Annotated in this window: 16 protein-coding genes and 4 pseudogenes; 5 read left to right on the top strand and 15 right to left on the bottom strand. The window is 68.9% G+C overall.

Annotation, left to right across the window (positions count from 1 at the left end; translation table 11 throughout):
- Positions 1–36: 36 nt before the first annotated feature.
- Positions 37–362: pseudogene (locus tag ACWIHY_RS00725) on the bottom strand (MerR family transcriptional regulator); the annotation flags it as partial.
- Positions 363–1,276: 914 nt separating this feature from the next.
- Between ACWIHY_RS00725 and ACWIHY_RS00720 the strand changes: the two are divergent.
- A pseudogene (locus tag ACWIHY_RS00720) lies at positions 1,277–1,702 on the top strand (ATP-binding protein).
- 34 nt (positions 1,703–1,736) lie between these two features.
- Here ACWIHY_RS00720 and ACWIHY_RS00715 read toward each other — a convergent pair.
- Together ACWIHY_RS00715 and ACWIHY_RS00710 are read right to left on the bottom strand one after the other, a co-directional pair.
- A pseudogene (locus ACWIHY_RS00715) lies at positions 1,737–1,838 on the bottom strand (cold-shock protein); the annotation flags it as partial.
- A 32-nt stretch (positions 1,839–1,870) separates the two neighbouring features.
- Positions 1,871–2,209: a MerR family transcriptional regulator gene (locus tag ACWIHY_RS00710; RefSeq protein ID WP_069926466.1), complete on the bottom strand. Its 339-nt coding sequence runs from the start codon at positions 2,207–2,209 to the stop codon at positions 1,871–1,873.
- Between the two features lie 1,370 nt (positions 2,210–3,579).
- Here ACWIHY_RS00710 and ACWIHY_RS00705 point away from each other — a divergent pair.
- A pseudogene (locus ACWIHY_RS00705) lies at positions 3,580–3,864 on the top strand (ATP-binding protein); the annotation flags it as partial.
- A 46-nt stretch (positions 3,865–3,910) separates the two neighbouring features.
- The gene (locus ACWIHY_RS00700; RefSeq protein WP_454373369.1) at positions 3,911–4,270 is read left to right on the top strand and encodes a hypothetical protein; all 360 of its coding nucleotides are present in this window, start codon (positions 3,911–3,913) and stop codon (positions 4,268–4,270) included.
- A gap of 106 nt (positions 4,271–4,376) precedes the next feature.
- On the opposite strand, the gene ACWIHY_RS00695 is transcribed toward ACWIHY_RS00700, so the two are convergent.
- From ACWIHY_RS00695 to ACWIHY_RS00670, 6 genes are all read right to left on the bottom strand, one after another.
- Positions 4,377–4,685, bottom strand: coding sequence for an SCO5918 family protein (locus ACWIHY_RS00695; protein WP_454373368.1), 309 nt, complete (start codon positions 4,683–4,685; stop codon positions 4,377–4,379).
- A 50-nt stretch (positions 4,686–4,735) separates the two neighbouring features.
- A complete protein-coding gene (locus ACWIHY_RS00690; protein WP_454373367.1) occupies positions 4,736–5,140 on the bottom strand; it encodes a CBS domain-containing protein in 405 nt (134 codons plus the stop codon).
- A 46-nt stretch (positions 5,141–5,186) separates the two neighbouring features.
- Positions 5,187–6,674, bottom strand: coding sequence for a DEAD/DEAH box helicase (locus ACWIHY_RS00685; protein WP_454373366.1), 1,488 nt, complete (start codon positions 6,672–6,674; stop codon positions 5,187–5,189).
- A gap of 346 nt (positions 6,675–7,020) precedes the next feature.
- Complete coding sequence (locus ACWIHY_RS00680) at positions 7,021–7,224, bottom strand: cold-shock protein (protein WP_003973099.1); 204 nt, start codon at positions 7,222–7,224, stop codon at positions 7,021–7,023.
- Between the two features lie 753 nt (positions 7,225–7,977).
- Positions 7,978–9,342 carry a class I SAM-dependent RNA methyltransferase gene (locus ACWIHY_RS00675; protein WP_454373365.1) on the bottom strand — a complete coding sequence of 455 codons (1,365 nt, stop codon included), beginning with the start codon at positions 9,340–9,342 and terminating at the stop codon, positions 7,978–7,980.
- A 102-nt stretch (positions 9,343–9,444) separates the two neighbouring features.
- The gene (locus ACWIHY_RS00670; protein WP_454373364.1) at positions 9,445–11,496 is read right to left on the bottom strand and encodes an APC family permease; all 2,052 of its coding nucleotides are present in this window, start codon (positions 11,494–11,496) and stop codon (positions 9,445–9,447) included.
- A gap of 309 nt (positions 11,497–11,805) precedes the next feature.
- Here ACWIHY_RS00670 and ACWIHY_RS00665 point away from each other — a divergent pair, with 309 nt between their 5' ends.
- On the top strand, positions 11,806–12,477 hold the full coding sequence (locus ACWIHY_RS00665) for a potassium channel family protein (RefSeq protein ID WP_454373363.1): 672 nt from the start codon (positions 11,806–11,808) through the stop codon (positions 12,475–12,477).
- Positions 12,474–13,151, top strand: coding sequence for a potassium channel family protein (locus ACWIHY_RS00660; protein WP_454373362.1), 678 nt, complete (start codon positions 12,474–12,476; stop codon positions 13,149–13,151). The genes ACWIHY_RS00665 and ACWIHY_RS00660 overlap by 4 nt, the downstream gene beginning before the upstream one ends.
- 115 nt (positions 13,152–13,266) lie before the next feature.
- Here ACWIHY_RS00660 and ACWIHY_RS00655 read toward each other — a convergent pair whose 3' ends face one another.
- The 6 genes from ACWIHY_RS00655 to ACWIHY_RS00630 form a co-directional block, all read right to left on the bottom strand.
- Entirely contained in the window at positions 13,267–14,022 is a 756-nt protein-coding gene (locus tag ACWIHY_RS00655; RefSeq protein WP_454373361.1) for a DUF3159 domain-containing protein, read from the bottom strand.
- Between the two features lie 3 nt (positions 14,023–14,025).
- A complete protein-coding gene (locus tag ACWIHY_RS00650; protein ID WP_214972983.1) occupies positions 14,026–14,424 on the bottom strand; it encodes an OB-fold nucleic acid binding domain-containing protein in 399 nt (132 codons plus the stop codon).
- 65 nt (positions 14,425–14,489) lie between these two features.
- Positions 14,490–15,173: a response regulator gene (locus tag ACWIHY_RS00645; RefSeq protein ID WP_454373360.1), complete on the bottom strand. Its 684-nt coding sequence runs from the start codon at positions 15,171–15,173 to the stop codon at positions 14,490–14,492.
- Positions 15,174–15,222: 49 nt separating this feature from the next.
- A complete protein-coding gene (locus tag ACWIHY_RS00640; RefSeq protein ID WP_454373359.1) occupies positions 15,223–17,766 on the bottom strand; it encodes an ATP-binding protein in 2,544 nt (847 codons plus the stop codon).
- A 139-nt stretch (positions 17,767–17,905) separates the two neighbouring features.
- Positions 17,906–18,640, bottom strand: a complete 735-nt coding sequence (locus ACWIHY_RS00635) for an ABC transporter ATP-binding protein (RefSeq protein WP_454373358.1) — start codon at positions 18,638–18,640, stop codon at positions 17,906–17,908.
- A gap of 68 nt (positions 18,641–18,708) precedes the next feature.
- Positions 18,709–19,377: a potassium-transporting ATPase subunit C gene (locus ACWIHY_RS00630; protein WP_454373357.1), complete on the bottom strand. Its 669-nt coding sequence runs from the start codon at positions 19,375–19,377 to the stop codon at positions 18,709–18,711.
- Between the last annotated feature and the right edge of the window lie 4 nt (positions 19,378–19,381).

The raw sequence follows: 19,381 nt of genomic DNA, 5'->3' as shown, positions 1-19,381 counted from the left end.
AGTTGCAGGTCTCAGCCGCCTCAGGGCGCTGCCGTAGGGTTTGGGTGATTCGGCGGCGCGGCAGTGTTCGGCGCTGATGCGCTGAGCTTCCTCGAGCTGGTTCTCAAGGATGACGATGCGGCAGGCAGCCTCGACGGGGGTGCCATTGTCGACGAGTCCCGGGCTGCCCGGGCGGCGATGCGCAGCTGGTAGCGGGAGTAGCGGCGGTGTCCACCCTCGGAACGGAGCGGTGTGTTCAGGCTGGCTTCTCCGATGGCACGGAGGAAGCCCTGGGTGGTGCCGAGGATTCCGACGGCCCGGCCCATCGCGTAGGCGGGGTAATGGTCGTCATCGAGCCGGCCGAACGAATCGTCTACTGTCATTGCACTGTCTGTGAAACGCGTGGAGGGGCCCTGGTGCCATATGGCACCAGGGCCCCGAAGGAACTGCTACACCATCTGCCGGCCCTGTTACTGCGCCGACCTTCTGTGTCCGCAGACCCGACCGAGATGCCGTCGGGGGTGCGGGGATCGCGGTTGCTTGACCGGAGACCACCTCACTATCGATGTCCTGCGGTACCCGGGCTCAAGACTCCTCCCGGGCGATCCTGATGGCGCTTCGGCTCCTCCGTTCTTCCCTCGGTGATCAACTGTCTACCTAACGGGAACTGCGTACTGCTGGTACAGCTCTACTGCGTACTGCTGGTGATGCGAACTGCTCAGTGGCCTGCGACAGCGCCACTCTTCGGCAGCCAGCCCCGTCGCCCGTCCTGCGTCTGCTCTGGCTTGGAACCCCACTGCCGAACCTCCCGGTGCGCGCGCCCGCAGCCGACGCCTTCACCGAGGTGCTGCTCACTGACTTCACTGCTGGGTACTACGAACTGCACTTGCGGGTACTGCCACTGCGTCAACTGCGGTACTGCTCACGGCGGCCCCTGATCACTGCGGGCCACCCGGTCCGGTGGTCAGTCCCGTCACCGTCCTGCAACAACCCTGGCTTCGAAACTCCACCACCGCACCGCCCTGCGAACTGCAACTGCGGTACTACTGCCCGGCAGTTCGTCTCTGCCAGGCCCTGCTGTCTCTCTGGGCTACGAGAGAAACCATAACCACACCACCGACCAATGTCTACTCCAGCCAACACAGATTTCTGCGCGTTCGACGATGAGGTATTCACCTCGAACAGCGACATGGGTAGGACGCAAGGCGGTCATCACCGGGCTAACCACCGCAGGCCGGGGCACAAACGCCGGGCAGGCAGAGCTGGGCATGGACGATCAGAGACCGGGGTGACCCTGATGGAGACGATGAGCGTCAGCGTCGCAACCGCCCGCTCCTCAACATCTGCGGCCGGCGCGCGACAGCGCCCGGCATGTCCTCGAAGAGCTCGTACCGGCGATCGCAGCCGAGGCCGCCGAAACGTGTGCCTGGTCGTCTCGGAGCTCGTCACCAACGCCCTGCGCCACGGTGCCGGCACCTGCACCCTGGAGCTGACCGCGCACCCGGACAGCATCGAAGTCTGCCGTGCACGACCGCAGCCCGAAGGGGCCGCGCATGCGCACCCGCGACCTGAACGGCAGCACCGGAGGATTCGTCTGACCCATGTCCAACCGCCTCGCCCGCACCACCCCGTGACCTGTCAGGTGGCCGGCGGCAGAACCGTCGAGCAGTCAAAGACCTGGTGGGCGACGGTCCCTCAAGCAGCGCCGGGCCTCCTGACGTGACTTGCCCTCGGTGATCCGCCGCAGGGCAGAAAGGTCAGGCCGGGTTGATGTTCTCGGCCTGAGGGCCCTTCTGGCCCTGGGCGATGTCGAACGTCACGATCTGGCCCTCCTGGAGCTCACGAAAGCCTGTGCGTGCGGCGCCCGCCGATACCGGCGGGCACACTCATCTCAGGCCGCGGCCGGGGGGTTGGATGATCCGGCGGTGCGGCGATGTTCGGCGTTGATGCGCTGGGCTTCTTCGAGCTGGTCTTCGAGGATGACAATGCGGCAGGCGGCCTCGATGGGAGTGCCCTTGTCGACGAGTTCCCGGGCTCGCGCCGCGATGCGCAGCTGGTAACGGGAGTAGCGGCGGTGGCCGCCCGCAGAGCGGAGCGGAGTGATCAGGCGGGCCTCTCCGACGGCGCGGAGGAAGCCCTGGGTGGTGCCGAGCATTTCAGCGGCCCGACCCATGGTGTAGGCGGGGTAGTCGTCGTCGTCGAGACGGCCGTAGGAGTCGTCTGCTGTCATCTCACCTCTCTGTGGAACGCGTGGAGGGGCCCTGGTGCCGTACTGGCACCAGGGCCCCGAAGGAACTGCTACACCATCTGCCGGCCCTAGCGCTGCGCCGGCCTGCTTGTTCCGCGGGCCCGCCCGGAAGAGGGCGGGGAATGCGGGGATCGCGGATGCGTGACCGGAGACCACCCACCTATCGATGTCCTGCGGTACCCGAGCTCAAGCCTTCCGCCCGGGCGATCCTGATGGCGCCTCGGCTCCTCCGTCCTTCCCTCTGAACCAATCACTTACCAAACGGGTACTGCGTACTGCTCGCACTGCTGATACTGCGAACTGCTGGTGGCCTCGCGCAGCGCCACTCTTCGGCAGCCAGCCCCGTCGCCCGTTCTGCATCTGCTCTGGCTTGGAACCCCACTGCCGAACCTCCCGGCACGCGCGCCCGCAGCCGACGCCTTTACCGAGGAACCCTGATTACTGCACTGCTGCTACCGACAACCGCAACTGCTGAACTGCCACTGCGTCAGCTGCGGCCCTACTCACGGCGGCCCCTGACTACTGCGGGCCACCCGGTCCGGCCGTCAGTCCCGTCACCGTCCTGCAACAACTTTGGCTTCGGAACTCCACCACCGCACCGTCCTGCGAACTGCGTGTACTGCTGCACGGCAGTGCATCTCTGCCGGGCCTTGCTCGATCTCGGCTACGAGAGAAACCATAACCACATCACCACTCAATGTCTACTCCGGCGGGCATAGATTTCCGCGCGCTTGAAGGTGAGGTAACCCGCCTCAACGGATCTATGGAAAGTCGGACCGAAGCCCAAGTCCGGCGCAAGTCACCCGCAGGCCGCGCAGCCCGACGGGCTTCCCGTGACGCCACGACTGCGCCGCGGCTACCGTCGGCGGGTACCGGCCACCACTGGGCACCCCACGCTTCCGGCGGTAACACCCCGACAGGCCGGCTGGTGACGGGCGTAGCACGAGGGCCTGCGCCGGCCTTGACGATCCCGGCCCGACGACCGAGCAGCAGTTCGTGGAAGTCGTGCAGGCCGGTGCCAGTGCCGCGATCCGCAGACTGGCGCTTCTGCTGCCGCGTCAGCGCCTCGACGAGGATCTGCTTTCGTCGGCCCGCGGTGACTCTCTGCGCCCTCGCCCGGCTGCCCGTGCTCGCCCGACCGGTAGCGTCGCCTCGGATGGGCCGCCTACCGAACCGGCGCGGGCCCCGACTCGATTAGGCCGTGGGCGGGCACCGTGACACGGGCGTGACGCGGGCGCACAGCAGCGTGCCGCCACGCGCCGACGGTGGCCATCAGTTTCTCCGTCAAGCACTGCGGCACTTCCGGGTTGGCGGGTGGAGGGGCGGGGCACAGAGGCCGACAGCCGGCCCTGGCCCCTGACGCAGCAGACACCGTGGTCTTGGTCGTGTCCGAGCTCGTCACCAACGCCCTGCGCCACGGCGGGGGCCGCTGCACTCTGGAACTGACTGCACACCCCGACACCATCGAGGTGGCCGTCCACGACCCCAGTCGGCATGCGCCGCGCATGCGCACCCCTGACCTGAACGGCGGCACCGGGGGCTTCGGCTGGCCCATGGTCAACGGCCTCGCCCGCGCCACCGCGGTGTGCCCCCGGGCCTCCGGCGGCAAGACCGCGAGCGCCCGTCTTGCCCGGTAGCGCCGCCGCTCAAGCAGCTGGATGGCCGGTGAATATAATCTGCCTCATGTCGAAGCCTGACGAGCTGCTCGTTGACGTCGCCACCCTGGTGGAATCCGGGCAGAGCAACCAGATGTCCCTGACCGTGGTCACCGGTGGTGCTGTCATCACCGGTCGGCTGGCTCCCGAAGCAGTGTGGAGGCAGAGGGTCTCGGAGGTACTGACGGATTCGGACCGCTTGGGAGAGTTCTCCGCGGTCTTCGACGCCCCCGCGAAGAAGGACGGGCCGCCTACGCATCTGCACTTCCATGTCGCCCGGATCCTGCAGGGCACGGTGGGGATCCCGGAGACGGGCGGGATGTACCGTGCTGCGATCGAGGACGTCAGCGCCTGGACCATGGGCGACTTCAGCTATTCCGACCGCTGAGCAATCACTGCGACGGGAACCCATTGCAAACAGTGTGGGACCGACCGGCGCGCGCCGGTCGGTCCCACACTGCTGTTCAGGTGCCGGCTCGTGCCTGTTTCCTCGGTCAGACGGATACGGGGGTGCCGAGCATCGCGGAAGCTCGCTGGAGCGAACTGAGGATGCGTACGGGTGCGGCCGTGGGAAGGGCGCGGCAGGTGAAGCCGAGCTGAGTCATGGCCCGGAGGACTTCGGCGGCGCTGAAGTCACGTCGGTCCTGGCGGGTGATGACCTGGCCGACTTGCTTGACGGGGTAGTGGCGGCGGCCGATGATCACGGACTCGCCGGTGCCCCGTTCGGGCTTGATGCCCTTCATCGATTCCAGCACGCCGCTCTTGGTGAGCTCGAAGGGGAAGCGGGCGATGACGCAGCGCATGTGGCCTCACAGGGAGAAGGGGAGAACGGCCCGACCAGGGGTGAGTCGGTTCAGCGGGAGAGGGCGAGGACGCCCAGGGCGCTGTCTTGCTCGTCGACGACCGGCAGGACACCGAGCCGGCGGGAGCGCATCGCGTGCTCGGCTTCGGAGGCAGTGGTCACGGGTGAGGTGAACGACCTGTGATCGCCGAGGATGTCGCGCAGGCGGACCCTGTCCGTGTAAGCGGAGTTGTCGCGGACGGCGGTGAGTTCGGTCTGGGTGACCAGGCCGGTGCACTGGCCGTCCTGGTCGCAGACGACCAGTCGGCCCGTGCGGGCTGCGGCCATGACGGACAGCGCCACCTCGACGCTCATGTCGTCGCAGACCTGGGGTCCGGCCGCGTCCATGACCTCAGCCACCGTCCCATGCACGGGGTTGGCGCGCGTTGGGCGGGGCTGCATCTGAACCAGCGTCAAAAGGTGCCTCCTGCAGAGATGGGTCAGCTTCCTGATCACGAAGGTTCTAGGCCGCCGCATCGAAGACGGGCCGGTGTACGGGCGTGCGCCGGGTTGCCGAAGCGGGGCGGCGTCGGCCTCGGGAGGAGGCGCTGCGCTTGGGGCGTTCGACCACCGGTGCGGTGATGACGACCGGGATGCCGGACGGGGCCTGAGCGCCGGTGATCCGGCTCAGGGCCTCGTCGCCCGAGTGGATCTGGGTGGTCTGCGGCCGGATTCCGGCGTCCGACATGAGGCGGACCATGCCGCGGCGCTGGCTCGGTGTGACGAGGGTGACGACACTGCCGGACTCGCCGGCGCGGGCGGTACGGCCACCGCGATGCAGGTAGTCCTTGTGGTCGGTCGGCGGGTCGACGTTGACGACGAGGTCGAGGTTGTCGACGTGGATGCCGCGCGCCGCGACATTGGTCGCTACCAACACGCTGACGTGCCCCGTCTTGAACTGCGCCAGCGTGCGGGTGCGCTGCGGCTGCGACTTGCCGCCGTGCAGCGCGGCGGCCCGTACCCCGCTGTTGAGCAGGTCCTGGGTGAGCCGGTCGACGGCGTGCTTGGTGTCCAGGAACATGATCACGCGGCCGTCGCGGGCGGCGATCTCGGTCGTGGCGGCGTGCTTGTCGGCGCCGTGGACGTGCAGGACGTGGTGCTCCATCGTCGTGACCGCACCGGCCGACGGGTCGACCGAATGCACGACGGGGTCGGTCAGGTAGCGGCGTACCAGCAGGTCGACGTTGCGGTCCAAGGTGGCGGAGAACAGCATCCGTTGCCCCTCCGGACGCACCTGGTCGAGCAGCGCGGTGACCTGCGGCATGAACCCCATATCAGCCATCTGGTCGGCCTCGTCCAGCACCGTGATGCCCACCTGGTTCAGCCGGCAGTCGCCACGGTCGATGAGGTCCTTGAGCCGGCCCGGGGTCGCGACGACCACCTCGGCCCCGCCTCGAAGCGCGCCGGCCTGCTTGCCGATCGACATCCCGCCCACCACCGTGGCCAGCCGCAGCCTGACGGAGCGGGCGTACGGAGTGAGCGCGTCGGTCACCTGCTGCGCCAGCTCACGTGTGGGGACGAGGATCAGCCCCAGCGGCTGGCGGGGCTCAGCACGCTGTCCGGCGGTGCGGGCGAGCAGGGCGAGGCCGAAGGCGAGGGTCTTGCCGGAGCCGGTGCGCCCGCGGCCCAGGACGTCACGGCCCGCCAGGGAGTTCGGCAGCGTCGCGCCCTGGATCGGGAACGGTGCGCTCACGCCCTGCCTGCCTAGTTCTGCCAGTAGCTGCTCGGGCATGTCGAGATCGGCGAAGCCCGCAGCGGCAGGCAGCGCGGGGGTGATCGTCGTGGGGAGCGCGAACTCACCCTGCACTGCGGCGGGCCGGCGGCCGTAACCGCCGGAACGGGCCGGCGCGCCGGAACGGCGCGGCGCCGGCGAGCCGAAGCGGCTGCCGCCCTTTCCGGCGGCACTGCCATTACGGATGCGGGCGGAGTCGTTCGTGCGTGTGCGGTTCATGCGGCGGAACCTTCCTCGATGTGGCACATATCAAGGAATTCCCGCAGCGATGAACGGCATGCCGAATTACAAGTATGGGCCGGTGGTAAAAGAAAGCAGATCTGGCCGGCGGAACTGACGCGGGCGCAGGTACTGAAATGGGTGACGCGGTGGGGACGTAAAGTCCGGGCGTCGACTGCGGTGCAGCTCTTCAGAATGCGCCTGCATCCCTGAAGGAAGAGCCGCGCGTGGTGAGACTGCGGATTCCTCCGCGTCGTCCCGCAGGTGAAACCGCTGCGGGAAATGCGTGCAGCTGGGGCCCGCACCCCGAAGGATGCGGGCCCCAGCTACAAAGTGTGCGTCAGCGTCAGGCTGGAACGATGTTCTCGGCCGTCGGGCCCTTCTGGCCCTGTGCGATGTCGAAGTTCACCTTCTGGCCTTCGAGCAGCTCACGGAAGCCCTGGGCGGCGATGTTCGAGTAGTGGGCGAACACGTCAGCGCCGCCACCGTCCTGCTCGATGAAGCCGAAGCCCTTTTCCGCATTGAACCACTTCACGGTACCAGCAGCCATGTCATATCTCCTTTGGGGCAGTACATCGGAAATCCGCACTGCGCGGACGCCGTGTCGCCGCGATGATTACCCCGACCGGAAAATAACCGGAAATACAAAAGTGCTCCCACCGGCAGGAGCCGAGCGGGGGCACTTGAAGTTTGGGAACCACAACTGCAACTGAGATCGACAGTAGCATGCTGCAACGGCCTGCACACGTTACATGATTCCACTTTGCTCATCACGGTAAAAACTCTCACTACATGGTTCGCCAAACTCTCACCTCACGGGCACAGATATTGATTCACTCGGAGTGCAACGTTCAGGAAGAGCGGTGTCGCCAACTGCAACCAGGGCTGCCAGGGCGCGACGACGTACGCGGCTATCCGTCAGACGCCTTTCGGAAGGCGTCCAGCAGCTCGTATCGGCGTCTTGGGGCAGGATCCCGCGGTACGACTACTCCCCCGCTGACCGCCCCTGAGGGTTTGTGTCAGCAGCGGGTTGCCACACCGGGCCGGCGAATGGGCGCCACGGCCGCACGCTCCCTTGAGGACCCGCTCGCCGAGATCGTGCCTGGTTGGCGGTGATGTCTTGGGACAGTGATCAACGAGCGTCAACTGAGCGTCAAAAAACACGCAGATAGCCCGTCACTGGCTGGTTGCGGCGATGACTCAACCTGAACGTGCAGGTCAGGTCAACGGCCAGGCTGTCCTCTCGACCCGTTACCTGTGTGGAAACAGGTCGAGCAGACCGACAAGCTACAAGAGTCGCAGGTCAGAGGGCTTTCTTAGCCGGTTCCAGGATCGCCACGCACTCCACATGGTGGGTCATCGGGAACAGGTCGAACGCCCGCAGCGTCCGCACCTTGTAGCCGTTCTCCGCGAAGTACGCCAAGTCGCGGGCCAGGGCCGCCGGGTCGCAGGCGACGTACGCGATGCGGCGGGCGCCCAGCGAGGCCAGGTGTTTCACCGTCTGCTTGCCCGCGCCCGCGCGCGGCGGGTCCAGGACGATCAGGTCGGTCTCGGTGATGCCCGTGCGCGGGAGCACCTGCTCGACCTTGCCCTGCTCGATGCGTACGTACTCCATGTCCTGGAGGTTGTGCCGGGCGTCCTCGACCGCGCGCTTGGACGTCTCGATGCCGAGCACCGCGCCCTTGTCGCCGATGCGTTCGGCGATCGCGCCCGCGAACAGGCCCACGCCGCAGTACAGGTCCAGCGCCGACTCGCCCTTCCGCGGCATCAGGCCCTGCATGACGGCCTTGATCAGGAGGTCCGGGCCCTGCGGGTGGACCTGCCAGAAGCCGCCCATGCCGACGCGGTACGTACGACCGTCCGCCCGCTCGCGCACGAACGCGCGGCCGTGCACCCGGTGCACTCCGCCGTCCTTCTCCTCCACGCGCAGGACGGAAACCGGCTTGTCGAGTTCGACGAGCGGGAGGCGGCCGCCCGGCCGCGGGGTGAGGACCACCTGACGGTCGTGCGAGCCCGTGGCCGCGATCGCTTCGACCGACGCCATCTGGGGCCAGTCCTGCTTCTCGATGCCGAGTTCACTGACGCCCGGTGCGGCGATCATGCAGTGGTCGATGGGCTGTACGTCGTGCGAGCGGTGCTTGCGCAGACCCGCGGTGCCCTCGGCGTCTACGGCGTACTGCACGCGCGTGCGCCACGCCGGCACCTCGCCCTGCGGAAGCTTGTCGCCGGGCGCCGGCATGACGGTGCCGTCCCAGCCCGCCTCCTCCGGCGTGAGGCCCGCGAGGCGCATGAGCTGCTCGGCGATGACCTCGCCCTTGAGCCGCCGCTGCGCGCCCGGCTTGGCGTGCTGCCAGTCGCAGCCGCCGCACATGCCGGGTCCGGCGTACGGGCACGGCGCCTCGACGCGGTCCTTCGACGCCTCTATGACCTCGACCGCGTCGGCCCGCAGGTACCGGGAGGTCTCCCCGCCGTCCGTCACGCGGGCGCGGACCTTCTCGCCGGGCAGCGCGTGCCGTACGAACAGCACCCGGCCCTCGTCGGTGCGGGCGATGCAGTGGCCGCCGTGGGCGACCGGGCCGACCTCGACCTCGTACTCGGTTCCGACCAGGGAATCGGCCGGTTCGGCCGGCTGCGCAGCTTCCTTTGAGTCCTTGGGTACTGACTGCATGACGGGGTGACTCCAGGGATCAAAGGGGTACGGCCGGACTTCAGCCCACCAGTCTACGTGGGTGTCGTCCGGCCGTTCACCACAGTGAAGTCAGGAAAGAGATCAGCGCTTGCTGCCGCTGTTCTCCTTCGGGCGGCGGTCCACCGGACCGCGCCGCACCGCGCCGGGCGCGTTCCACTCCTGGCGCTTCTTCGCCCGCTCCTTCGCGAGCTCCGAGGACTGGAGCTGGTACGGCACCGAGGTCACCATCACACCCGGCGTGAACAGCAGCCGGCCCTTGAGCCGCAGCGCGCTCTGGTTGTGCAGCAGGTGCTCGTACCAGTGCCCGACCACGTACTCCGGAATGTAGACGCTGATCGCGTCCCGGGGGCTCTCCCGCCGCAGCCCCTTCACGTAGTCGATGATCGGGCGCGTGATCTCGCGGTACGGCGAGTCGAGGATCTTCAGCGGCACATTGATGCCGCGCCGCTCCCACTCCTCCTTGAGCGCCTTCGTCTCGGCCGGGTCGACACTGATGCTGAGCGCCTCCAGCCGGTCGGAGCGCGTCAGCTTGGCGAAGGCCAGGGCCCGCAGCGTCGGCTTGTGGACCTTGGAGACCAGGACGATGGAGTGGACGCGGGACGGCCGGACGCTGTCGTCCGAGGGGCCCTCGTCGGCGGCGATCTCCTCGGCGACCCGGTCGTAGTGCTTACGGATCGCGCTCATCGTCCCGTAGAAGATCACCATGCCGAGCAGCGCGACCCACGCGCCGTGCGTGAACTTGGTGGCCAGTACGACGACGAGCACCAGGCCCGTGAAGAAGGCACCGAACGTGTTGATCGCCCGGGAGCGGATCATCCGGCGGCGGGTGGCCTGGTCCTTCTCCGTCCGCAGGTGCCGGTTCCAGTGCCGCACCATGCCGATCTGGCTGAGGGTGAAGGAGACGAAGACGCCGACGATGTAGAGCTGGATGAGCCGGGTCGAGTCGGCGCCGTAGATCCACACGAGCAGGATGGCCGCGCCCGCGAGCAGCACGATGCCGTTCGAGAAGGCGAGGCGGTCGCCGCGGGTGTGCAACTGGCGCGGCAGGTAGCGGTCCTGCGCGAGGATCGAGCCGAGCAGCGGGAAGCCGTTGTACGCCGTGTTGGCGGCCAGGAAGAGAACGAGCGCGGTGGCCGCCGCGAGCAGGATGAAGAAGAACGTACCGTCGCCGAACACCGCGGCCGCGACCTGCGAGATCACCGGGTCCTGGACGTAGCCACTGCCCACGGCGACGCCGTCGCGGAGGAGGTCCTTCGCCGGGTTCTCGGCCATCTTGACGTCGGTGGCCATCGCGAGCCCGATGATGCCGCAGAACATCGTGACGGCCAGGGCGCCCATCAGGGCGAGCGTCGAGGCGGCGTTCTTGCTCTTGGGCTTGCGGAAGGCGGGCACACCGTTGCTGATCGCCTCGACGCCCGTGAGCGCCGCGCAGCCGGAGGAGAAGGCGCGCAACAGCAGGAAGACGAGGGCGAAGCCGGCCAGGCCCTGGTGCTCGGGCTTGATCTCGAAGTCCGAGGTCGGTGCGTGCATGGTGTCGCCCATGACGACGGAGCGGTAGGCGCCCCAGGCAATCATGATGAAGACGCCCGCCACGAAGACGTACGTCGGGATCGCGAAGAGCTTGCCCGACTCCTTCACGCCGCGCAGGTTCATGAGCGTCAGCAGGATGATGATGCCAATGGCGCACATCACCTTGTTCTCGACGACGAAGGGGATCGCCGAACCGAGGTTCTCCACCCCCGACGAGATCGATACGGCGACCGTGAGGACGTAGTCGACGAGCAGCGCGCTGGCGACCGTCAGCCCCGCCTTGGGCCCGAGGTTGGTGTTGGCGACCTCGTAGTCACCACCGCCGCTCGGGTACGCGTGCACGTTCTGGCGGTACGAGGCGACCACGGTGAACATCAGCACCACGACGGCGACCGCGATCCACGGGCTGAAGTGGTACGCCGACACACCCGCGATGGAGAGCACCAGGAGGACTTCACCCGGTGCGTACGCCACGGAGGAGAGCGGGTCGGAAGCGAAGACGGGAAGTGCGATGCGCTTGGGGAGGAGTGTTTCTCCCAGCTTGTCGCTGCGCAGCGCCCGGCCGATCAGGATCCGTTTGGGCACGTCGGTCAGTTTGGACACGCAGAGGATCGTAAGCGTTCGAAAAGGACACCGCCCACCCACCACCCCCCTCGGCTGCGGAAACTTCCGTATCCGCCACAAGTCCCCCACGTGAACCACGGCGCGGAGCTCGGCACGGGCCCTGAATGCAGGCGGACGCACGACGTGATCGATGGCGCGTTCGGAGTTGCCGCTACGGTGGACGAAGACAGGGGCGAGGCAGGACCGGGCACGGGTGCCCATGCTTCCCCCGGTGAGCCGGGAAGGACGATGTGAGCAGGGTGTTTGTGCAGGTCAGTGGGGCGACCAGGAGTGCGGGGTAACGGGACGATGCACGTCGTCATCATGGGCTGCGGGCGAGTGGGAGCCGCTCTCGCGCAGAACTTGGAGCAACAGGGGCACACGGTCGCGGTGATCGACCAGGACCCCACGGCCTTCCGCCGCCTGGGTTCCGGTTTCGGCGGCCGCAGGGTCACCGGCGTCGGTTTCGACCAGGACACCCTCCGCGAGGCGGGCATCGAGGACGCCGGCGCCTTCGCGGCGGTGAGCAGCGGCGACAACTCCAACATCATCGCGGCCCGGGTGGCCCGCGAGATGTTCGCCATCGAGAACGTCGCGGCCCGTATCTACGACCCGCGGCGCGCCGAGGTCTACCAGCGCCTGGGCATCCCCACCGTCGCCACGGTCCGCTGGACCGCCGACCAGATGATGCGCCGCCTGCTGCCGTCGGGGGCCGAGCCGTTGTGGCGCGACCCGAGCGGCGGAGTGCAGCTCGCCGAGGTGCACACTTCCCCCGCGTGGATCGGGCACAAGATCAGCCGGCTCCAGGAGGAGACGGGTGTACGCGTCGCGTTCCTCACCCGGCTGGGCGAGGCCGTACTGCCGACTTCGCAGACCGTGCTCCAGGAGGGCGACCTCGTGCACGTGATGATGCGTACGGACGAGATCGCGAAGGTCGAGGCGGCCTGTTCGCACGGCCCCGAGGAAGGCGGTCACGCATGAGGGTCGCTATTGCCGGAGCCGGCGCGGTGGGACGTTCCATCGCGGGCGAGCTGCTGGAGAACGGCCACGAGATCCTTCTCATCGACAAGGCGCCGACCGCCATCTCGGTGGAGCGCGTACCGCTCGCCGAGTGGCTGCTGGCCGACGCCTGCGAGATCACCTCGCTCGACGAGGCGGCGCTCCAGCGCTGCAACGTGGTGATCGCGGCGACCGGTGACGACAAGGTCAACCTGGTCGTCTCACTGCTCGCGAAGACGGAGTACGGCGTGCCGCGGGTCGTCGCCCGCGTCAACAACCCCAAGAACGAGTGGCTGTTCACCGAGGCCTGGGGCGTCGATGTAGCGGTCTCCACGCCGCGCCTGATGTCGGCGCTGGTCGAGGAGGCGGTGAGCGTGGGCGATCTCGTACGGCTGCTCCGCTTCAGCCACGGCGACGCCAACCTCGTCGAGCTGACGCTGCCGCCCGAGTCGGCACTGGCGGGCACGCAGGTCGGGGACGTGGACTGGCCCGAGGACACCTCGCTGGTCACCATCATCCGCGGCACGCGCGTCCTCACGCCGAGCCAGGAGGAGACCCTGGAGGCGGGCGACGAGCTGCTGTTCGTGGCCGCCCAGGCGCGCGAGGAGCAGCTGGAGGACCTGTTGTCGGTCCGCAAGGAAGACGCGGCGAGCTGACGCGCGTACGTACAGCCGAGTGCGTACGACCGCGTACGACCACGTGAGTGGGCCCGGAACCGTCATGGTTCCGGGCCCACTCACGTAGTCACGGGAGGTCAGGCGTCACGGGAGATCAGGCCTCGTGCTGCGCCGCGGCTGCCGCCTTGCGCTCCTTCTCTGCCTTCTCCTGCGCCTCCATCTCCGCGAAAACGTCGATGGGCGGCGGAGCCTTCGCCAGGAAGACCCACGTCAGGTAGACCGCGAGCAGGAACGGCGGGATCTTCAGCGCGACCAGCACCCAGCCGAGCTGGGTCGTGTCGGCCCACCAGTACAGCGGGAAGAGGATCGCGCACTTGCCGAGCAGGATCAGGCCCCAGGCCCAGCTCGCCTTGGCGTACGCCTTCTTGCGCCCCGGATTCCGCTTCCGCCAGGAGAGGTTCTCCTTGAAGATCGGACCGAGAATCAGGCCGATCAGCGGGACGCCCGCGAGCGTGGTCACGATGTACGCCAGGGCGAGGCCCAGGGTGTAGATCATGCCCGGCAGGTAGAAGTCCTTGGCGTTGCCGGTCATCATCGCGAAGACGACACCGAAGGCGACACCGAAGACGCCGCTGAAGGCGTGCTTGACCGTGTCCCGGCGGATCAGCCGTACGGCGACGAGCAGCAAGGACACCGCGAGAGCCGCGATGGCCGAGATGTGCAGGTCCTTGTTGATCGTGAAGATCGTCACGAACAACAGACCGGGGAGCACGGTCTCCACCATGCCCCGCAGGCCGCCGAAGGCCTCGAACAGCGCGGCCTCCGTTACGGCCTTCGCGTCATGGGCGGCTCCGGCTTCGGTCTGTTCGTTGTCGTGGTCCGTCGCGGTCGGCTTGTCGAGAGACGTCACCGGCTACTCCTGTCCGAGCGGTCGGAGCTCGTATTTGGGATTGAACAGCACCCGGCGGCCGTGGCTCATGGAGATACGGCCCGAGGCGATGAGCCTGCGGCCCGGTTCTATGCCCACGATGGAACGGCGGCCCAGCCACACGACGTCCAGGGGCGCGGTGCCGTCGAACAGCTCCGCCTCCAGGGCGGGCACACCGGCCCGCGGACGCAGGGTGACCGTGCGCAACGTACCAGTCACCTTCACCACTTGGCGGTCGTCGCAGTCGCAGATGCGTGAGCACCCCGCGGCCTGGGCGTCTTCCTGCAGCTCCGCGGAGTGCAGGTCCTCCTGCGAGGTGGAAAGCCGGTCGAGCATCCGGCGGAACCGGCCGGCGGGCTTCTCCGAACGTGGTACGGCACTCATACACGCAGGGTACCGGGGAGTGCGCCCGCGCGGATCACCCCGCACCACCGCGGAATCCGGTCGCGCTACCGCTCGAAGCGGTATCCCATGCCGGGTTCGGTGACGAAGTGCCTGGGGTGCGACGGGTCCGACTCCAGCTTGCGCCGCAGCTGCGCCATGTAGACCCGCAGGTAGTTCGTCTCGGTGCCGTACGAGGGGCCCCAGACCTCCTGGAGGAGCTGCTTCTGGCTGACCAGGCGGCCCGTGTTCCGTACGAGCACCTCCAGGAGGTGCCATTCGGTGGGCGTCAGCCGTACGTCCCTGCCGCCGCGGTGCACCTTCTTCGCCGCCAGGTCCACCGTGAAGTCCCCCGCGTCGACGATCACGTCGTCCTCGGCGGCGCCGGCCGGCTCGGCCCTGCGGACCGCGGCGCGGAGCCTGGCCAGCAGCTCGTCCATGCCGAAGGGCTTGGTGACGTAGTCGTCGGCGCCGGCGTCCAGCGCCTCGACCTTCTCGTCGGAGGTGTGGCGGGCGGAGAGCACCAGGATCGGTACGCGGGTCCAGCCGCGCAGTCCCTTGATCACCTCGACGCCGTCCATGTCGGGCAGGCCGAGGTCCAGGACGACCACGTCGGGCTGGCGGGCGGCGGCGAGCTGGAGCGCGGTCGCGCCGTCGGGGGCGGCGTCCACGTCGTACTTGCGCGCCTTCAGGTTGATCACGAGGGCGCGTACGATCTGCGGCTCGTCGTCGACCACGAGCACCCGGGTCATGGAGTGCCTGCCTTTCTGCGGGGGATAGGGGTCTGCGTGCGGGGCGGGGTCACGAGGTGACCCGGGCGGGGAGATCCGGACGTACCGGAGCGTGTCCGGGGGCCGCCTTGAGGGTGAGGACCATCGTCATGCCGCCGCCGGGCGTGTCCTCGGCGGTGAGCGTGCCGCCCATGGCTTCGGCGAAGCCGCGGGCGACGGCGAGGCCGAGACCCACTCCGGCGCCGCGCGGGGCGTCGCCGTAGCGCTGGAACGGTTCGAATATCCGGTCCTTCCCGTCGTCGGGGACGCCGGGCCCGCGGTCCGCGACGCGCAGCTCGACGCGGTCGCCGAGCGCGCTGGCGGCGACCGAGACCGGGGTGCCGCCGGGGCTGTACTTGACGGCGTTCTCGACGATGTTGGCGACGGCGCGCTCGAGCAGCCCGCGGTCGACGGCCACCATCGGCAGGGTCTCCGGGATGTCGAGACCGACGCTCTCGGCGGGTACGCCGACGAGCGCCATGGGGACGACCTCGTCGAGGTCGGTCTCGCGGATCAGCGGGGTGACGGTGCCGGTCTGGAGCCTGGACATGTCGAGGAGGTTGCCGACGAGGTGGTCGAGGCGGTCCGCGCCCTCCTCGATGCCCGCGAGGAGTTCGGCCTCGTCCGCCTCCGACCAGGCCACGTCGTCGGAGCGCAGCGACGACACGGCGGCCTTGATGGCGGCCAGCGGCGTACGCAGGTCGTGGCTGACGGCGGCGAGCAGCGCGGTGCGGATGCGGTTGCCCTCGGCGAGCTTGCGGGCCCCCTCGGCCTCCCCCACCAGGCGCTGCCGGTCGAGTACGACGGCGGCCTGGGCGGCGAATGCGCCGAGTACCCGGCGGTCCTCGGCGGGCAGGACGCGGCCGGAGAGGGCCAGGGCCATGTGGTCGCCGACGGGCATGTCGACGTCGGCGTCCTCGGGGCGGGTGAGCGGCCGGGGACCGACGCTGCCGGCGCAGGTCCACGGGTCGACATCGCTCGCGCGTTCCAGCAGCGCCACGGACTCCATCGCGAAGGTCTCGCGGACCCGCTCCAGCAGGGCGTCCAGGGTCGTCTCGCCGCGCAGGACGCTGCCCGCGAGGAAGGAGAGGATCTCGGACTCGGCGCGCAGCCGGGCGGCCTGGTGGGTACGGCGGGCCGCCAGATCCACGACGGAGGCGACCGAGACGGCCACCGCGAAGAAGATCACGATGGCGACGATGTTCTTGGGGTTGCTGATGGTGAGGGTGTGGGTGGGCGGCGTGAAGTAGTAGTTCAGCAGGAGTGAGCCGACGGCCGCCGAGGCCAGCGCGGGCAGCAGCCCGCCGAGCAGGGCCGCGAGCACGGTCAGGAAGAGGAACAGCAGGACGTTGTTGGCGAGCCCCGGACCGTGCTCCATGCTCGTGAGCAGCAGGGAGAGCAGGACGGGCGCGGCGACGCCGACCAGCCAGCCGGACACGATCCGGGCCCGCCCGAGACGTGCGCCGCGGGCGACGGGCAGGCCCCGGCCCTTGGCGACGTGGTCGTGCGTGACGATGTGGACGTCCAGGTCGGGCCCGGAGTCGCGGGCCACGGTCGCGCCGACGCCGGGACCGAAGACGTACTGCCAGGCCTTGCGGCGGCTGGAGCCGAGGACGATCTGGGTGGCGTTGACACCGCGCGCGAACTCCAGCAGCGCGGAGGGCACGTCGTCGCCTATGACGTGGTGGAAGGTGCCGCCGAGATCCTCGACGAGAGTGCGCTGTACGGCGAGTTCCTTGGGCGAGGCCGAGGTCAGGCCGTCGCTGCGGGCGATGTACACGGCGAGGATCTCGCTGCCGGAGCCCTTGGCGGCCATGCGCGAGGCGCGGCGTATGAGCGTACGGCCCTCGGGTCCGCCCGTGAGGCCGACGACGATGCGCTCGCGCGCCTGCCAGGTGGAGCGGATGTTGTGCTCGCCCCGGTACTGCTGGAGGTATTCGTCGACGCGGTCGGCGACCCACAGGAGCGCGAGCTCGCGCAGCGCGGTGAGGTTGCCGGGCCTGAAGTAGTGGGACAGGGCGGCGTCGAGCTTGTCGGGCTTGTATATGTTGCCGTGGGCCATGCGGCGGCGCAGCGCCTGGGGCGACATGTCGACGAGCTCGATCTGGTCGGCGCGCCGTACGACCTCGTCCGGTACGGTCTCCCGCTGCCGTACGCCGGTTATCGACTCGACGACGTCGCCGAGGGACTCCAGGTGCTGGATGTTGACGGTGGAGATGACGTCGATGCCGGCCTGGAGCAGCTCTTCGACGTCCTGCCAGCGCTTGGCGTTGCGCGAGCCGGGGACGTTGGTGTGCGCGAGTTCGTCGACGAGGGCGACGGCGGGACGGCGGTCGAGGACCGCGTCGACGTCCATCTCGGTGAAGACCGTGGACCGGTATTCGATCGCGCGGCGCCCGGTCTGCTCAAGGCCGTGCAGCATCACTTCGGTGCGCGGCCGGTCGTGGTGCTCGACGAAGGCGACGACGCAGTCGGTGCCGCGCTCGACGCGCCGGTGAGCCTCGGAGAGCATGGCGTACGTCTTGCCGACACCGGGCGCCGCACCCAGATATATCCGAAGCTTGCCGCGTCCCATGGCCCCATTGTCTTCCAGAAGAATGCCACGCCCCGGTGGGGCAGCTCTGGTGAAGCTACAGGCCTGATTCCCGGCAAATGGGGCGGGGGGTGGGCTGCGGAGGCGTATTGACGCAACCCTGATGCCCGCCCCGGCGGCCTCAGACGTGCTCGACGAGGTGGCCGTCGGCGAGTTCCAGGACCCGGTCGGCGAAGTCCAGGAGCTGGGCGTCGTGCGTGGCGACGAGCGCGGTCACGCCTTCGCTGCGCACGACAGCGCGCAGCAGCTCCATCACGGCGAGCCCGGTCTCCGCGTCGAGCTGGCCGGTGGGCTCGTCGGCGATCAGCAGCGCCGGCTTGTTGGCGAGCGCGCGGGCGATGGCGACGCGCTGCTGCTGGCCGCCGGAGAGCTCGCCGGGGCGCTGCTCGGCCTGGTCGGCGAGGCCGACGAGGCCGAGCAGCAGCTCGACTCGCTCCTCGCGCACCTCGGGGTCGGTCCTGCGCAGCCGCATCGGTACGCCGACGTTCTCGGCAGCGGTGAGGATCGGGATCAGGCCGAAGGACTGGAAGATGAAGCCGACGCGGTCGCGGCGCAGCGCGAGCAGCCCCTCCTCGCCGAGGCCCGCCAGCTCGGTGCCGTCGACGACGATACGGCCCCGGTCGGCGGTGTCGAGGCCGCCGACCAGGTTGAGGAGAGTCGTCTTGCCGGAGCCGGACCGCCCCTTGAGGGCGACGAGCTCACCGCGCGGGACCTCGAAGGAGACACCGCGCAGCGCGTGGACGGCCGCCGCCCCGTTGCCGTAGGAGCGGTGCAGATCCGTCACCTCGACCATGGGCCCCGTGCCCGCGTCCCCGGCCACGGCCGTGCGGGTACTGCCGCTGGTGCGCTCGTTCATGGATGCTCCCCCGTACGGTCGTGCGGCCGGGCGCCAGTATGGTCACCGCGCGCCCGGCCCCGCAACGGTCAGCCCCTGGCCGCGAGCTCCTTGAGCGCGATGTTGAGTGCGAGGACGTTCACGCGGGGCTCCCCCATGAAGCCGAGCGTCCGTCCCTCGGTGTGGTCCTCGACCAGCTTCTCGACCGGCCCGGCGTCGAGCCCGTTCCGCTCCGCGACCCGGGGGGCCTGGAGAGCGGCGAACTCCGGCGAGATGTGCGGGTCGAGCCCCGAGCCGGACGACGTGACAGCTTCTGCCGGCACGTCCGAGGGGTCTACGCGGTGGCCGGCCGTGGAGTTGTCCCTGACGACAGCGGCCTTCGCGTCCCTGATCCAGGCGATCAGCTCCGCGTTGTCGCCGGCGCGGTTGGTCGCCCCGGAAAGGATGAGCTCGTACTGGGGGTTGACGTTGTTGGCACCGAGCCCGTTGGAGGGGCGCGGCTGGAACCATCTCAGGTCCGGGCGCGCTGCTTCCCGGCCGCGCTTCAGCGGCAGGTCGTACCGCTGCCCGATGAGTTCGGAGCCGGCGACTCTGCCCTCCGAGGTGACCTCGGAGCCGTTGGCCTTGTCGTGGAACAGGGCCTGCGCGGCGCCGGTGACGGCGAGCGGGTAGAGGACACCGCAGACGACGGTGAGGACGAGCAGGGCGCGCAGGGCGGCTCCGAGCAGCCGTGCGGTGTTGCCCAGGGAGTTGTTCATTGAC

It is taken from the genome of Streptomyces sp. NPDC055287 (genome assembly GCF_053646035.1).
Note: the sequence above shows the minus strand (reverse complement) of the source record. Positions and strands in the feature narration are given on the sequence as shown.

What these genes read in the sequence shown, in the direction of transcription:
- ACWIHY_RS00710 (WP_069926466.1), bottom strand. Translation starts at nt 2,209, where the DNA reads ATGACAGCAGACGACTCCTACGGCCGTCTCGACGACGACGACTACCCC.
- ACWIHY_RS00700 (WP_454373369.1), top strand. Translation starts at nt 3,911, where the DNA reads ATGTCGAAGCCTGACGAGCTGCTCGTTGACGTCGCCACCCTGGTGGAA.
- ACWIHY_RS00695 (WP_454373368.1), bottom strand. Translation starts at nt 4,685, where the DNA reads ATGCGCTGCGTCATCGCCCGCTTCCCCTTCGAGCTCACCAAGAGCGGC.
- ACWIHY_RS00685 (WP_454373366.1), bottom strand. Translation starts at nt 6,674, where the DNA reads ATGAACCGCACACGCACGAACGACTCCGCCCGCATCCGTAATGGCAGT.
- ACWIHY_RS00680 (WP_003973099.1), bottom strand. Translation starts at nt 7,224, where the DNA reads ATGGCTGCTGGTACCGTGAAGTGGTTCAATGCGGAAAAGGGCTTCGGC.
- ACWIHY_RS00675 (WP_454373365.1), bottom strand. Translation starts at nt 9,342, where the DNA reads ATGCAGTCAGTACCCAAGGACTCAAAGGAAGCTGCGCAGCCGGCCGAA.
- ACWIHY_RS00665 (WP_454373363.1), top strand. Translation starts at nt 11,806, where the DNA reads ATGCACGTCGTCATCATGGGCTGCGGGCGAGTGGGAGCCGCTCTCGCG.
- ACWIHY_RS00660 (WP_454373362.1), top strand. Translation starts at nt 12,474, where the DNA reads ATGAGGGTCGCTATTGCCGGAGCCGGCGCGGTGGGACGTTCCATCGCG.
- ACWIHY_RS00650 (WP_214972983.1), bottom strand. Translation starts at nt 14,424, where the DNA reads ATGAGTGCCGTACCACGTTCGGAGAAGCCCGCCGGCCGGTTCCGCCGG.
- ACWIHY_RS00645 (WP_454373360.1), bottom strand. Translation starts at nt 15,173, where the DNA reads ATGACCCGGGTGCTCGTGGTCGACGACGAGCCGCAGATCGTACGCGCC.
- ACWIHY_RS00640 (WP_454373359.1), bottom strand. Translation starts at nt 17,766, where the DNA reads ATGGGACGCGGCAAGCTTCGGATATATCTGGGTGCGGCGCCCGGTGTC.
- ACWIHY_RS00635 (WP_454373358.1), bottom strand. Translation starts at nt 18,640, where the DNA reads ATGAACGAGCGCACCAGCGGCAGTACCCGCACGGCCGTGGCCGGGGAC.
- ACWIHY_RS00630 (WP_454373357.1), bottom strand. Translation starts at nt 19,377, where the DNA reads ATGAACAACTCCCTGGGCAACACCGCACGGCTGCTCGGAGCCGCCCTG.